Below are 12,868 nucleotides of genomic sequence, written 5' to 3' on the forward strand. Positions count from 1 at the left end.
GTATGTTCGTTAATCATAATGTGCCCTCAAACAAGATTTGAAGATCTGATCATGAAATTGAGATTTAGTTCAAAAAAATCCCCGCTAATTTCTTAGCAGGGATTTGTGTATAAGAGACAGCTTATTTAGCGGCTTTGTTGTGAGTTGTAGTTAACGCTTATGATTTAAAAAACTGCATTGATTTGGTTAAATCATTAGATAAGCGACTTAATTGCTGTGCATCTTGTAGCGTTGATTGAGCTGATGTTAGCGTTTGATCTGCTAAATTACTCACTTCTTGCGAATCATTTAATGCCTGTGTTGTTGCATTTGATTGCTGTTTAACACGCTCTGCGATTACTTCACCCTGGTGTTTAATATCGCCCATACTATGCTCTGCACTTTGCAATACTTCATTGGTTTGATTGGCTGCTTTTACTGATCGCTCCATTTTTTCAACACTTGAGCGCATTTTTTGCTGAGTGTCGTCAGATGCTTGTTGTAAGGAGCTAATAATTTGGTGAATTTCTTGTGTTTGTGTTTGTGTACGCTGAGCAAGTGTTCTTACCTCATCGGCTACAACGGCAAATCCACGACCATGCTCGCCGGCTCGCGCGGCTTCAATAGCGGCATTAAGTGCAAGTAAGTTTGTTTGATCGGCTATTTCACTGATCCCTTTACTTACTTTGCTAATTTCTTGGCTATCTTGTGCTAGTTTATCGAGCGCTTGTTGGCTCTCTGCAAATTCAATTTGGAGGTCTTGCATATATTTAGCAAGCTCCATTGTATTATCTGAACCTTGTTTCACATGAGCTGCAGCATTTTGTGCGGTAAGCGTAGCTTGATGCGCTGACTCTTCAACTGCAAGTGCGTTTTGAGCCATATCGCTTAGTGCATTATAAATGGCATTGACTCGAATTTGCTGTTTTGAAACATCATTGCTTGTTTCGCTACTCGCATGTGATAGCGATTTAGTTGCGCCGCATAGCTCTTCTGTACTTGCTTTAACATCAAATAACAAATGTGAAAATGCATTAAGTAATGCATTGTAGCGCGATGCAATAATTCCCATTTCATCATTAGTGCTCGAATCGATAGTGGCATTTAAGTCGCCATTCGCGGCTCTATTCGCGGCATCAGCAAAGCGATTAATGGTATCAACAACTGCAAAATAAAAACCAATCATCAAATAAAATGCAAATAGCAAACTGATCAATGAAGCAGCTAAAACAAGATTTCGTGTCCACTGTTGAGTTTGCAGTTTTGCCTCTATAAGGCTCTCAAGTGTTGGAATGCTCTTACTAACAAGTTGATTAATACTACTGTGAACGTTGTTTGTTAGCTTAGTGAACTCTGCTTGAGTTAATAGAATATCGTCTGGTTCAAGTAGTTTTTCATCTATCGCTTTTTTAAATGCTCCCACAGCACTGTGTAAATTAGTTAAAGGAGGCATGAGCGCTTTGTTTACTACTTTATCTGCATTGGTGGCTACATTGAGTATTTTATCGAGTTGTTTTTCGTATAAAGGAAGTGACTTACTAAAATTTGAAAGTGCTATAAACGTATCAGGCGTAAAACGGTTACTAGCTAAAACAGTATTAGCGCTTTGCGCTGTTGAGTTTATTTGCATTATAAGTGCAGGAATTGGCGTGACTAAAGAGCGGTTTACATAAGCGCTTGCTAATTGACTGTCTAAGGCTAGATTTGATTGAATAGAAACAAGTTCAAGTACTTCATTTGCTTGTGTGTCTTTTATATCAAAGCCGAGTGAGCGAGCTATTTTTATATTTTGATTCGTATCTCCCTGCATTTGATTTGAAAGTATAGCTCTGTAGCCTTTTAAGCCTTGCTGCTGCATTTTTGAAACAGTAATACTTTCACTTAATAACGAGACTAAAAAAAACAAACTAAGTGCTAGAGGAACGAGTAAAATTCCAAACATTAAGCTGATTTTAGTTTTGTATTTTAAGTTTGCCATTAGCTGGATAGCGGGAAAAGAAAATTGGCGTAATCCTGACATAAGGCTCTCTTGTATTTTTTGTAATAGAGTAAAGGTGAATAGACCTTGTTATGCTTAATTATCATTCATTAATAGTACATTACAAATAAAAAAAGCCCTTTCGGGCTTTTTTCAATCTTTAGTCTTAATTACATACTTAAAAACAAGTGGTTACAAATGTATAAATAGTAATTTTTAGCTTAAAGTTTAGCAAACGAGCGTTCCGCTGCCGCTATTGTGTTTTTTACTTCTTGCTCAGTATGCGCTGCACATACAAAACCAGCCTCAAATGCTGATGGGGCAAGGTAAACGCCTTCTTCAAGCATAAGGTGGAAAAAACGTTTGAAGCGCTCTAGGTCACACTCAGTTGCTTGCTTGTATGTCGTTACTTTTTCAGCATCAGTAAAAAAGAATCCATACATGCCGCCCGCATAGTTAGTTGTTAGCGCAACACCGGCTTTTTTAGCAGCAGCTTCAAAGCCTTCACAAATTGCTTTTGAAATAGCTTCTAACTTATCGTGAAGGCCAGGCTCACTTAATAGCTCAAGTGATTTTAAACCTGCAGCCATTGCAATAGGGTTACCAGAAAGAGTACCTGCTTGGTAAACTGGTCCTACAGGCGCAATGTAATCCATTATTTCAGTTTTACCACCAAACGCGCCAACTGGCATGCCGCCGCCAATTACTTTACCTAAACACGTAAGATCTGGTTTAATGTTGTAATAAGCTTGTGCACCGCCAAGTGCAACACGAAAGCCTGTCATTACTTCATCAAAAATAAGTACTGATTTATATTCGTCACACACATCACGCAAACCTTCTAAAAAGCCAGGCACTGGTGGAATACAGTTCATGTTACCGGCTACTGGCTCTACAATAATACAGGCAATTTCGTCTGCGTATTTTGCAAAAATAGCTTTTACTTCATCTAGGTTATTAAACGAAACTGTAAGTGTATGCTTAGCAAAGTCTTCAGGAATACCTGGAGAATTAGGCACACCCATTGTTAGCGCACCAGAGCCTGCCTTAACTAATAACGAGTCAGCGTGACCGTGGTAACAACCTTCAAATTTTAATATTTTATCGCGACCGGTAAAGCCACGTGCTAAACGAATTGCACTCATTGTTGCTTCAGTGCCTGAGCTAACCATGCGTACTTTTTCGATTGATGGAACTAGCTCTTTTACTTTTTCAGCCATTAATATTTCGGCTTCAGTTGGTGCGCCATAGCTAAGGCCATTTTCTACAGCTTCGTGTACAGCTTGTTTAATTGCAGGGTGATTATGGCCCATGATCATAGGCCCCCAAGAGCCAACATAATCAATGTAACGATTACCGTCGGCATCAAATGTAAACGCGCCTTCTGCTTTTGTAATGAATAGTGGCGTGCCGCCTACACCATTAAAAGCACGAACTGGTGAGTTTACGCCACCAGGAATAGAAGCTTGGGCGCGTTCAAATAAGTCTTGGCTAATTGTCATGAAAAATCCTATAAATTGTCACTTAAAAGGGGGTTAGCTGTCGCGTTTGCGGCTAAACCAAGGTACGTCTACTTCATACTTATCGACTTTGTTTTCTACGCCGAGTGTTAAAGCAAACAGTGCCATACGAATTAATACGCCGTTTTGTACCTGGCGAAATATTGCTAAATTGTCGTTACTGTTTAAGTCGTTATCAAGCTCGTTGGCTTCTAAGCGACTGTCACGTGGAAGAGGATGCATTAATACAGAGTTAGGCTTACAGTGAGCGCTGTAAATAGATTGGCTAATCCTAAAGCCGCCACGGTATTTATTTGCTTCTTCTTGCGATGGAAAACGCTCTTCTTGAATACGTGTTTGGTAAACAATATCGGCTGCTAAATTGCCTTCCATCTTGTTTACTAGCTCAATTTTATGGCCAGCATTTTCTACTGCATCTAAAATGCTTGTTGGCATTTGTAAGCCGTCAGGCGCGACCATCGAAAACTTTACATTTTTATAATGGCACAATAGTTTAGATAAAGAATGCACTGTGCGGCCATACTTTAAATCGCCCACAAGCGCTATATGCATACCATCAATATTTTGACCAAAACGATGTAATTCACGCTCAATGGTTAATAAGTCAAGCAATGCTTGAGTAGGGTGCTCATTTGGGCCGTCGCCGCCATTAATAACTGGCACAGTACAGCCGTCAGCAAATTCACTAACTGAGCCTGCATCAGGATGGCGCATAGCAACAGCGTCAGCATAAGCTGAAATAACGCGGGCGGTATCGTAAAGAGACTCACCTTTAGCAAGGGCTGAACTTTGCATACCTGTAGTTTCACGTACGCCACCGCCAAGTAAGTTAAAGGCGGTGCCAAAGCTAACTCGTGTACGAGTGCTTGGTTCAAAAAACAAATTAGCTAAAATAGCGCCTTCTAGCACCGTAGTTTGCTTTTGCTTTTTAGCATAAGGCTCCATTTTTTTTGCTACTGCAAAAATACGTTCAATGCAGTCTCTGTCTAGCTGATTTACAGACAGTATATGCTCACCTTGGAAACTTAACATGGGGTTATTCCTAATCAATCAAATGGGCGCGATAATCCATAAATGGAGCACGCAATCGCGCGTGTTAAAGCAAGTATTGTAAATTGCAGCGAAGTTTAACATGCGCCGCAAAGCTTATAAATTAGGTTTTATTACCGCAAGCGCCACTATGATGAGCAATGCAATAACTGGGAGCTCATTAAAAATACGGTAAAAGCGGTCTGTCTTAGTGTTGCGGTCATGTTTAAAGTCATTTAATAACTTAAAACAGTAGCCGTGGTATATATATAATATGATCACAAGCACTAGTTTATAGTGCAACCACATACTGTATCTAAACCAATCACGACCATATTCAACAATGGTCAATACACCAAATACGGCGGTTAATACAGCAAATGGGGTAACGAAATAAAGTAGTCTGCGCTCCATAACTTTTAACATAGAGTTGCATGATCTTTCCTCGCTCATAGCGTGATATACAAATAATCGAGGCAAGTAAAAAATACCGGCAAACCACGCAATCATAAAAAATATGTGGAGTGTTTTATAAATCAATAATGCGCTCATAATAGTCCTTATTGTTTAAAGTAAGCTGTTACGAATGGTTAAAATATGATGAATTTGATCCCAGCGTAATAGCCCCATAATTTGTTGATTATCTAAAAGGTTATAAACGTAAAGCGCGCCACTTCTTTTATCTTTTAGGATATCGAAAGCATCGGCTAGGGTGGCCTGACTACTGATGCCCTGCAAGCTAATATAATTTATATTTATTGTTTCATTAGACATTAGCGTTAAATCGTATTCAGCGAGACGATAGCCATTTTCTTCGTCAAAAACAATTAACGGAGTTTGGCTATCCATGGCATCTAATGTGCTTTTTATTTGCACTTTGTCGTCAGAATAAAGCAATTTAAAGTCTTCATCCATATCATCCATTATCCCCACTTTTTGTAATGCTTCGGTAGCGGGAGATACATGGTACGGTAATCCTTGAAAATCTAGTTGCTGCAAAAATATGGAGCGATTTCCAAAAAACTGTAATGCTGTTACATAGGCCGTGGTGATCACAAGCATAGCTGGAACAATTATTTCAGGTGACGATGTAAGCTCCATGACCGTTGTTAAAGCAGCTAGTGGCGCATGCAACGTGGCGGCCATTAATCCGGCCATACCTAACACGCCATAAGTACCCGCTATATCAGTGCCAGGACTAATAAACTGAGCAAAAAAGGCCATTAGAGTACCAATTAATACGCCAAGTCCAATTACCGGACCAATTAAACCACCTGGTATACCCAAACCGATAGCAAACAATGTAGCAAGTAGTTTAGCGATTAAAATGGTAGTAAGCAGCTTTACGTCATCAGGAGATTCAACCGCGATAGTTATTGCGCTCATACCAGAGCCCATAGCATGAGGCACTGCGTAAGCTATTAAGCTGGCAATGCATCCTGCAATTAATAAACGAGGGAACATACTTAAAGGTTTAAATGTTTTAATAATTAGCATTAAGTTTTGATTAAAGCTAAATGCAATAGCACCCAGCGCCATGCCGCATAATATTAAATAAGGGTAATGCCAACCACTCAATGGCGCTATGGTAATGAGTGCAAGCTCTGAACCTTCACCAAAAACAAACTGTGTTGCCAGTGCGCCAGTAACAGCGGCAAGCATGATAGGTACAAATATATGTACTTTATATTCACGAAGTACCACTTCCATTACAAAAATAACGGCTGCAAGTGGAGTATTAAACGACGCGGCTATGCCTGCCGCTACTCCACAACCACTTAGAGTACGCATGGCATTATGCGGTAAATGCAGCTTATCTGCCAAAATACTCGCCCCCGTTGCGCCCATATGCACGGAAGGCCCTTCTCGGCCAACTGAAAAACCGCTAATGAGAGCAAGTGCGCCACCAACAAACTGATTAACCGTATTGTATAAAGGCATTTGCCCGTAGTGACGTTTAATTCTGTGTATAACGAAGGGGATACCCAAGCGGTAATGTTTAAACCCAGTAAAGGCAGCAAACGTGGCTATTAGTAATGCAGCAACTAAAGGCATTAGTACACGTTCAAGTGTTGGTAGGGTAGTAAAGTCGTCAGGTGTTTCTAAAAATAAGCTTTGGAAAAACAGAATGGTTAAGCGAAATAAAATAATAAAAAATGCAGCAATTAATCCGGCAACTACGCCTAATAAGCATAATTGTACAGATGTTTTAGGTTTTGCCAGCCGACGCCTGAGTTGCTCAAGCCACATGCATAATTCCTCGCTGTATTTTTCAGCAGCATTTTAGCAAAAGAGTTTAGCTAAGTCCTTGTGATTTTGAAATTTTCGTAACTTATATTAACAATTTGCAGTGAAGATTAAGACCTATTGCCTATAACTAAAATATTTAATGAGTTTATAGCGTATAAAGGTCGCTTTTAGTTTGCTTAAGTATTATTTTAGCTAGTTAATGTTTGGCCACTTTTTTACTAATTTATAGATATAACTTAGAGGAAAGAGTTGTTTTACTATACTTGATTAAAACACTCGGGTATTAGATAATCACGCCATTGCGATATTGAGGGTTTTAAAATGTCTGAAGAATTACCAATTAAGTTCAGCGATGCAGCTGCTGTTCGTGTTAAACAGTTAATCGACGAAGAAGAAAACCCAGACTTAAAACTGCGTGTTTATGTAACAGGCGGTGGTTGTTCTGGTTTTCAATATGGTTTTACTTTTGATGAAAAAGCGAATCCTGGCGATTTAGAAATTGTAAAAAATGGTGTAACACTCGTTATTGATCCAATGAGCATTCAATATTTGGTTGATGGTGAGGTTGATTACACTGAAGGATTAGAAGGCGCACGCTTTTTTGTATCTAATCCAAATGCAACAACAACTTGTGGTTGTGGTGCAAGCTTTAGCGTTTAACAGCCAAACGCTAAATAGAATAAAGCCGCTTTTGCGGCTTTTTTAATGCCTACAAATCGGTTGGTGCGTATTCGGTAATTTGCATTATCAATACAAAAAAGCCGAGCACAAAGGCTGAAAACGCTAAAATATACATAAAGCCTTTTTTACCTTGTTTAATTGGTACGCCGTTGTGGCGCAAAAAAAAGTACCAACCTAAACACAACACGATAGGTAATAAAAAAAGAAGTCTGAACATTACTTGGCCTTTTTAGTGCAAATTATTGCTTAATAATAAACGTGTAACATTAAAAAGGAACAAATATGTTATAAATATTTTTAAGCTGTTTTATGAAGGTAATATTATTTTTTTAATATTTTCTGATAACTTAGGTCAAATATTCAGTGTTTATAAATGTTCGTTCAGGTTGATTTTGTACCGAGTATGTAATTAATTATTTAACCAAAGTGTTAATAGTATATAATGTATCCAAGAATGAGACGGGCAAAATTTCATTCTCAATAAAAACAAATCTTTACCATATTATTAGCGTAGTTTTTAGCTGTGTTGGTGGAGTGAGTAGCAACACATGCTTTATTAAGCAATAGCTTGCTATTGAAAGTATGACTGCTTACCAGCCTACGGCTATTGATGGAAACTACTGCTTTAATGGGTACGTCAAATCATCTAGTAGGAGATGTAAAATGATGGGCAAAACAGTTTCTTCTGAAGAAAATGCAAAGCTAACAAAGTGGCTTAAAACTAAGCGCCATGAAAAGGGTCATACAATGCGAAGCCTAGCACAAGTGCTTGGAACGCCTCATTCATTTATCGGCAAGATTGAAAATCAAGAACGCCGTTTAGATGTCATTGAGTTTGTTCGCTATTGTACAGCTCTAGAAGTTGATCCACATGAAGCACTTAGCTTGCTAAAAGTAGATTAACTCAATAATTGCTTAGTACACTCTAAGGGGCACTTGATAGTGCTAAGCAATATGTTAATGCAGGGATGCATTAAATATTTTTGTGGTAATTCTTCTCAAGCTCATACAACTTATGCCTAATCAGATATAAAAATATCAACGAAGGTAAAACCATTAAGGCTGTTAAAATAAAGAACAGCGACCAATTTCCCATTAACCAATCATCAATTACTACACCACTGTAGCTTGAAAGCAATGTTCGTCCTAAATTCCCTAATGACGCCAGTAATGCATAGTGCGTTGCACTAAATGCTCTATCGCATAACATCGATATAAAGGCCACCATAGCGACCAACGACCACGCTTGCGTAAAGCCATCAATAACAATAGCAAAGGCATACAGCCTTAGGTCAGGGCCAACTAAAGCAATCCACGAGAAGGCTAAGTTTGAAGCAGCCATTGCAATACCACTTACAAATAAACCCTTAACAATGCCATATTTTTGATTAAATAAACTGCCAACAAAGGTAAATATGATTGTAAGTACCGCTGTACCTACCTTCGAAAATGTAGCTATATCGCTATTACTAAAACCAATTTCTTTATAAAACACAATCGACATGCGCCCTAAAAACGCTTCGCCTATTTTAAATAAGAAAATAAACGCAAGTAATGCGAGTGCTGTTTTAACGCCATTTTTAGTAAAAAAAGCTCTAAAGGGATCAATAACGGTTACCGCAAGCCACGCAACAGCTTTTGTTAAAGGAGTTTGTTTTGTAGAGGACAGTTTTTCAAGGTACACACGCTCAAGTTCAGCATGTACTGCTTCGCGGTTAGTTTCGGGCTCTTTTGCAAACAGTGCTCCACTCATTAACAGCAGCATTACGGCAGCTAAAAAGTAATAAATTTGTGGCCAGTCGAGCGAGGGGATATCGGCCATGTAAAATGGAATGGCGCCTAAAAGTGCATAACCTGTCCACCAACCCGAAGTTGCCATGGCGGCTGCAGCGGTTGCTTTGTGTGATTCGCTTTCGCTTAGGGTGTCTATTCTAAAGGCATCAATAGCAATGTCTTGAGTAGCCGAAGCAATGGCGATTAATAAACAAATCGCAGCAACAATTGCTAAATTAGCTTTTAAATCAAGCCCTGCTAATAGCAAGGTGCCAATAAAAATAAAACTTTGGCAAAATAGTATCCAACTGCGACGTTGGCCTAGCCATTTATATAAAATAGGAAGTTTTGTACGGTCAATGAGTGGCGACCACAAAAAGTTTATGCTGTAAGCGCCAAATACAATGCCAAATAGGCCTATCATACTGCGACTTAGCCCTTCATCTTTTAGCCAAGCAGACATAACAGAGCCAATTAAAACCCACGGAAAACCGCTACTCATACCAAATATGAAAATGTGGATTAAGCGTTTGTCTTTAAAGTAAGAAAAATATTCGCTAATAGAGAGAGATTTGCTCATAGGGCCTTCATTGGCTTTGATGCAGAGCAGCTAAGCTGCTCTTAAAAAATTATAGTGGGACTTGTTCAAGCACTTTAATGTTTAAGATGACAACAGGTTTTTTAGGTACGAAATCGTAGCCAATTTTTTCATTAAAACCGGTTTCAACAGTCATAATTTTATCAAGCGTGTCGTAACCATCCATTACGCTACCAAATACTGCAAAGCCCCAATCTTTCCCTGGATTTAAGTGATCGTTATTATCCATATTAAAAAAGAATTGGCGAGTTCCTGAGTGCGGTTGTCTATCTTGATAGGCCATAGCAATGCTATACATATCGTTTTTTAAACCGTTACCGCTTTCATTAAAAATAGGGTCATTTTCATGTAGGCCATCATAGTCTTTATCGTAACCGCCACCTTGAATAACAAAGTCGCGATCATTTTCTACATCGCGCTCAATACGGTGAAAAACGCTGCCTTGATAACTTTTGTCTGACACGTAAGTTAAAAAATTATTGACTGTGATTGGCGCTTTAGAGCGATCCAGCTCAACCACGATGCTACCCATTGACGTTACAATTTCTACGCGTGGAAAAATGTTGTCCTTTTGCACAAAGCGGCCTTCTTGGGCTGCTAAGCTACTTACACTAAAGAATAGGCCTAAGCAGATTAAAAAAAGTCGTTTCATAGTTAACCTTCTAAAAATTCTATTAATTCAGGGTCAGATACAATGCGGGTAATAACTTGCTCAGTCAACTTATTGAGCTGACCTTCTATTTTTGCTTGCTCATGACTAAATGGGCCTTCTAAATTAGCACTGCCTCTATACACTTTACTAAAGTTACTTGAGGCGCGAATAACACGCACGCCAAGTTCTATGTGGGCTTCGCTGGTATGGCTCACTAGCCTTTCGGTTACAACAGCTTGCAATGCATGAATATCTACTTCAAAGCGAACCGTTGCTAAGTTAGAAATACTGGCTCCATTGCGGCTTAGGGCGCTGTCTAACACACTTTTAATAGAGCTGGTAATACCTTGGCTTGCAAAGGTTTTAGTTTTGTCTGACTCAATAAGTTTAAGTGTTGATGTATCGCCACGTAAATCAATTACACTAGTACTTAAGCTACTATTTATAGTGCTTATTTGACCATTTTTATAAACAGGGTTAAGTATTACTTGGCTAGGCTGATTCGCGCAGCCACCAAGTATCAGTAATACACAACACCCAATTATAATGTTTGTTATTTTCATTTATAGCATTCCACTATTTTTTGTTGCACTTAAAACGACAAACTTTTTGTTTGAACCTAACAACTTACAGTTGCCGAACATACGGTTTAATTTATCATGATAATCTAAATGACGATTACCAATAATACGCAGCTCACCGCCTTCTTTTAAAGTATCTTTTGCTTGTTTAAACATTTGCCAAGCAATATGGTCGGTAACGGCCTGAGCTTGGTGAAATGGAGGGTTACAAAGCACCATATCTACACTGTCTCTTTCAAAGCCTGTTAAACAGTCGTTTTCGATGAACTCGCAGTTATCAAACTTATCGCCTAGGTTAATTTCTACATTTAACCGAGCCGACTCTACTGCCATGTAAGACTCATCAACAAAGGTAACTGATGCATTAGGGCAACGAGCAAGCGTCATTAATCCAACAACTCCGTTACCACAGCCTAAATCAATAATGCTTTTAGCTTTTGGTGTTTCTGGTAAGTAGTTAAAAAAGAAGCGTGCACCAATATCTAACGAATCACGCGAAAACACATTTGCATGATTTGTTATATTAAACTCAGTACCTTCAAGCTCCCACGTTACAGGGAAATCTGCTGCTTTATATCCGCCTTTAGCTGTACTTAATATAAGACGGGATTTTTTAACTGCTAGGCTAGTTTTTGTTTCACCAATAAATTGCTCAAATGATTTTATTGTTGAGTTGTGAATTTCTTTTGTTTTACCTGCGGCAATTACTGGCGTACCAGGAGCAAGGACTTCACTGAGTTCACTTAACTGAAACTGTAAAAAACCTACATTACGAGGGATTTTAATAAGTACTAAATCAACATCCTGCGGTAATGCAGACAAACTATCTAATTGTGTAAAATCTGCTGTAGGCAATTTGTTTTCTTGTAAGTTATAAGCCGCAGCTTGGTGGCTAATATAAGAATCATTAACTGAACAAACCGTTAACTTATTAAAATAACAAGCAAGTGCGCCAAAGCTATCGTTTAAAATAAGCAATGAGCGACAATCAGGGTGATGTTCGTTAACATAATTGATAAGGTACTCATCTGCCGAATCCCACGCTTGTAAGCTGCGGTTTTTTTGATCCAAAGGAAAGCGTTCAAGAGTAAAGGTTTTATCGCCTAGCTGGGCTTGCGTCGTCATAATGGTTCGTTGATCAGTAATCTAATGTAGGTAAATTCTAACATGCAACGGCAAAACGCCAACCCCCAACAGTTACCAAATGGCTTTTCTTATCAAAGTAGGGCACTTAGTGCACAAAAAAGCCTCGATCTATTTTATTATTTGCAAAAAAACCTACGTTGGCAGCAACCCGATGTAACTGTTTATGGTAAAACGGGGCCTATTCCACGGCTACAATGCTTCATGAGCGATTTAAATATTGAATACGGCTATTCAAGTAGTAAGCAAATAGTAGAGCCATGGGATGAATTGTTACTTAATATGAGAAGGCGTTTAGAGGCGTACTTAAATCAGCCTCTAAACTCATTACTCGTTAATTATTACCGAGATGGTAATGATACGATGGGCTGGCACAGTGATGATGAAATAGAGCTTGGTGATAAACCAACAATTGTGTGTGTCTCGCTAGGAGCTGATCGGGTTCTAAAGTTAAAGCACAAGGCGAGCAATAAAGTAACCGACTTAAAATTACAAAGTGGCAGCTGTTTAATAATGAATGGACATAGCCAGCGAGATTATCAACATGCAATACCTAAACAAACAACGCTTGCACATCCTCGAATAAGTTTAACTTACCGATTTATTAAGCACATTAAACAAAAGCAATTTAGTTAGCCAAGCGCTGCGTTAAATTGTTATAGTAAGTGTATAAATTAGCTAATT

The 12,868-nt window shown here is 38.8% G+C and carries 13 protein-coding genes; 3 read left to right on the forward strand and 10 right to left on the reverse strand.

The genetic code is table 11. The features are described 5' to 3' along the window. Positions 1-157: 157 nt before the first annotated feature. The 5 genes from H5115_RS05860 to H5115_RS05880 all read right to left on the reverse strand — a co-directional run bounded on the left by H5115_RS05860 (position 158) and on the right by H5115_RS05880 (position 6,756). A complete protein-coding gene (locus H5115_RS05860; protein ID WP_182754184.1) occupies positions 158-1,999 on the reverse strand; it encodes a methyl-accepting chemotaxis protein in 1,842 nt (613 codons plus the stop codon). A 179-nt stretch (positions 2,000-2,178) separates the two neighbouring features. After that, positions 2,179-3,459, reverse strand: coding sequence for a glutamate-1-semialdehyde 2,1-aminomutase (gene hemL, locus H5115_RS05865; RefSeq protein ID WP_182754186.1), 1,281 nt, complete (start codon positions 3,457-3,459; stop codon positions 2,179-2,181). Positions 3,460-3,492: 33 nt separating this feature from the next. Next, a complete protein-coding gene (locus H5115_RS05870; protein WP_002958914.1) occupies positions 3,493-4,509 on the reverse strand; it encodes an aspartate carbamoyltransferase in 1,017 nt (338 codons plus the stop codon). Between the two features lie 114 nt (positions 4,510-4,623). Continuing rightward, complete coding sequence (locus H5115_RS05875; protein WP_002958913.1) at positions 4,624-5,058, reverse strand: CopD family protein; 435 nt, start codon at positions 5,056-5,058, stop codon at positions 4,624-4,626. 15 nt (positions 5,059-5,073) lie between these two features. After that, entirely contained in the window at positions 5,074-6,756 is a 1,683-nt protein-coding gene (locus H5115_RS05880; protein WP_002958912.1) for a chloride channel protein, read from the reverse strand. A gap of 321 nt (positions 6,757-7,077) precedes the next feature. Between H5115_RS05880 and erpA the strand changes: the two genes are divergently transcribed. Next, the gene (gene erpA, locus H5115_RS05885) at positions 7,078-7,416 is read left to right on the forward strand and encodes an iron-sulfur cluster insertion protein ErpA (protein WP_002958911.1); all 339 of its coding nucleotides are present in this window, start codon (positions 7,078-7,080) and stop codon (positions 7,414-7,416) included. Between the two features lie 49 nt (positions 7,417-7,465). Here erpA and H5115_RS05890 read toward each other — a convergent pair whose 3' ends face one another. Next, on the reverse strand, positions 7,466-7,654 hold the full coding sequence (locus H5115_RS05890; protein ID WP_024596569.1) for a hypothetical protein: 189 nt from the start codon (positions 7,652-7,654) through the stop codon (positions 7,466-7,468). 446 nt (positions 7,655-8,100) lie between these two features. Between H5115_RS05890 and H5115_RS05895 the strand changes: the two genes are divergently transcribed. After that, positions 8,101-8,340, forward strand: a complete 240-nt coding sequence (locus H5115_RS05895; protein ID WP_002958908.1) for a helix-turn-helix domain-containing protein — start codon at positions 8,101-8,103, stop codon at positions 8,338-8,340. Between the two features lie 70 nt (positions 8,341-8,410). Here the strand turns inward: H5115_RS05895 and H5115_RS05900 are convergent, their stop codons facing one another. Genes H5115_RS05900 through H5115_RS05915 form a run of 4 tightly spaced genes read right to left on the reverse strand, consistent with a single transcriptional unit; the run spans position 8,411 to position 12,166 of the window. Beyond that, positions 8,411-9,790 (reverse strand): AmpG family muropeptide MFS transporter, encoded by a 1,380-nt coding sequence (locus tag H5115_RS05900; RefSeq protein WP_182754189.1) that lies wholly within the window; start codon positions 9,788-9,790, stop codon positions 8,411-8,413. Positions 9,791-9,839: 49 nt separating this feature from the next. Further along, positions 9,840-10,460: a peptidylprolyl isomerase gene (locus H5115_RS05905; protein WP_002958906.1), complete on the reverse strand. Its 621-nt coding sequence runs from the start codon at positions 10,458-10,460 to the stop codon at positions 9,840-9,842. A gap of 2 nt (positions 10,461-10,462) precedes the next feature. Continuing rightward, entirely contained in the window at positions 10,463-11,023 is a 561-nt protein-coding gene (locus tag H5115_RS05910; RefSeq protein WP_182754192.1) for a YajG family lipoprotein, read from the reverse strand. Continuing rightward, a complete protein-coding gene (locus tag H5115_RS05915; protein ID WP_024604970.1) occupies positions 11,024-12,166 on the reverse strand; it encodes a methyltransferase in 1,143 nt (380 codons plus the stop codon). A 42-nt stretch (positions 12,167-12,208) separates the two neighbouring features. On the opposite strand from H5115_RS05915, the gene H5115_RS05920 reads away from it, so the two are divergent. Further along, complete coding sequence (locus H5115_RS05920) at positions 12,209-12,820, forward strand: alpha-ketoglutarate-dependent dioxygenase AlkB (RefSeq protein WP_182754195.1); 612 nt, start codon at positions 12,209-12,211, stop codon at positions 12,818-12,820. Positions 12,821-12,868: the final 48 nt, after the last annotated feature.

Source organism: Pseudoalteromonas sp. SR44-2 (assembly GCF_014163745.1).
In the GTDB taxonomy this organism is placed as follows: Bacteria; Pseudomonadota; Gammaproteobacteria; order Enterobacterales; family Alteromonadaceae; genus Pseudoalteromonas; species Pseudoalteromonas distincta.

What these genes read in the sequence shown, in the direction of transcription:
- H5115_RS05860 (WP_182754184.1), bottom strand. Translation starts at nt 1,999, where the DNA reads ATGTCAGGATTACGCCAATTTTCTTTTCCCGCTATCCAGCTAATGGCA.
- hemL (WP_182754186.1), bottom strand. Translation starts at nt 3,459, where the DNA reads ATGACAATTAGCCAAGACTTATTTGAACGCGCCCAAGCTTCTATTCCT.
- H5115_RS05870 (WP_002958914.1), bottom strand. Translation starts at nt 4,509, where the DNA reads ATGTTAAGTTTCCAAGGTGAGCATATACTGTCTGTAAATCAGCTAGAC.
- H5115_RS05875 (WP_002958913.1), bottom strand. Translation starts at nt 5,058, where the DNA reads ATGAGCGCATTATTGATTTATAAAACACTCCACATATTTTTTATGATT.
- H5115_RS05880 (WP_002958912.1), bottom strand. Translation starts at nt 6,756, where the DNA reads ATGTGGCTTGAGCAACTCAGGCGTCGGCTGGCAAAACCTAAAACATCT.
- erpA (WP_002958911.1), top strand. Translation starts at nt 7,078, where the DNA reads ATGTCTGAAGAATTACCAATTAAGTTCAGCGATGCAGCTGCTGTTCGT.
- H5115_RS05890 (WP_024596569.1), bottom strand. Translation starts at nt 7,654, where the DNA reads ATGTTCAGACTTCTTTTTTTATTACCTATCGTGTTGTGTTTAGGTTGG.
- H5115_RS05895 (WP_002958908.1), top strand. Translation starts at nt 8,101, where the DNA reads ATGATGGGCAAAACAGTTTCTTCTGAAGAAAATGCAAAGCTAACAAAG.
- H5115_RS05900 (WP_182754189.1), bottom strand. Translation starts at nt 9,790, where the DNA reads ATGAGCAAATCTCTCTCTATTAGCGAATATTTTTCTTACTTTAAAGAC.
- H5115_RS05905 (WP_002958906.1), bottom strand. Translation starts at nt 10,460, where the DNA reads ATGAAACGACTTTTTTTAATCTGCTTAGGCCTATTCTTTAGTGTAAGT.
- H5115_RS05910 (WP_182754192.1), bottom strand. Translation starts at nt 11,023, where the DNA reads ATGAAAATAACAAACATTATAATTGGGTGTTGTGTATTACTGATACTT.
- H5115_RS05915 (WP_024604970.1), bottom strand. Translation starts at nt 12,166, where the DNA reads ATGACGACGCAAGCCCAGCTAGGCGATAAAACCTTTACTCTTGAACGC.
- H5115_RS05920 (WP_182754195.1), top strand. Translation starts at nt 12,209, where the DNA reads ATGCAACGGCAAAACGCCAACCCCCAACAGTTACCAAATGGCTTTTCT.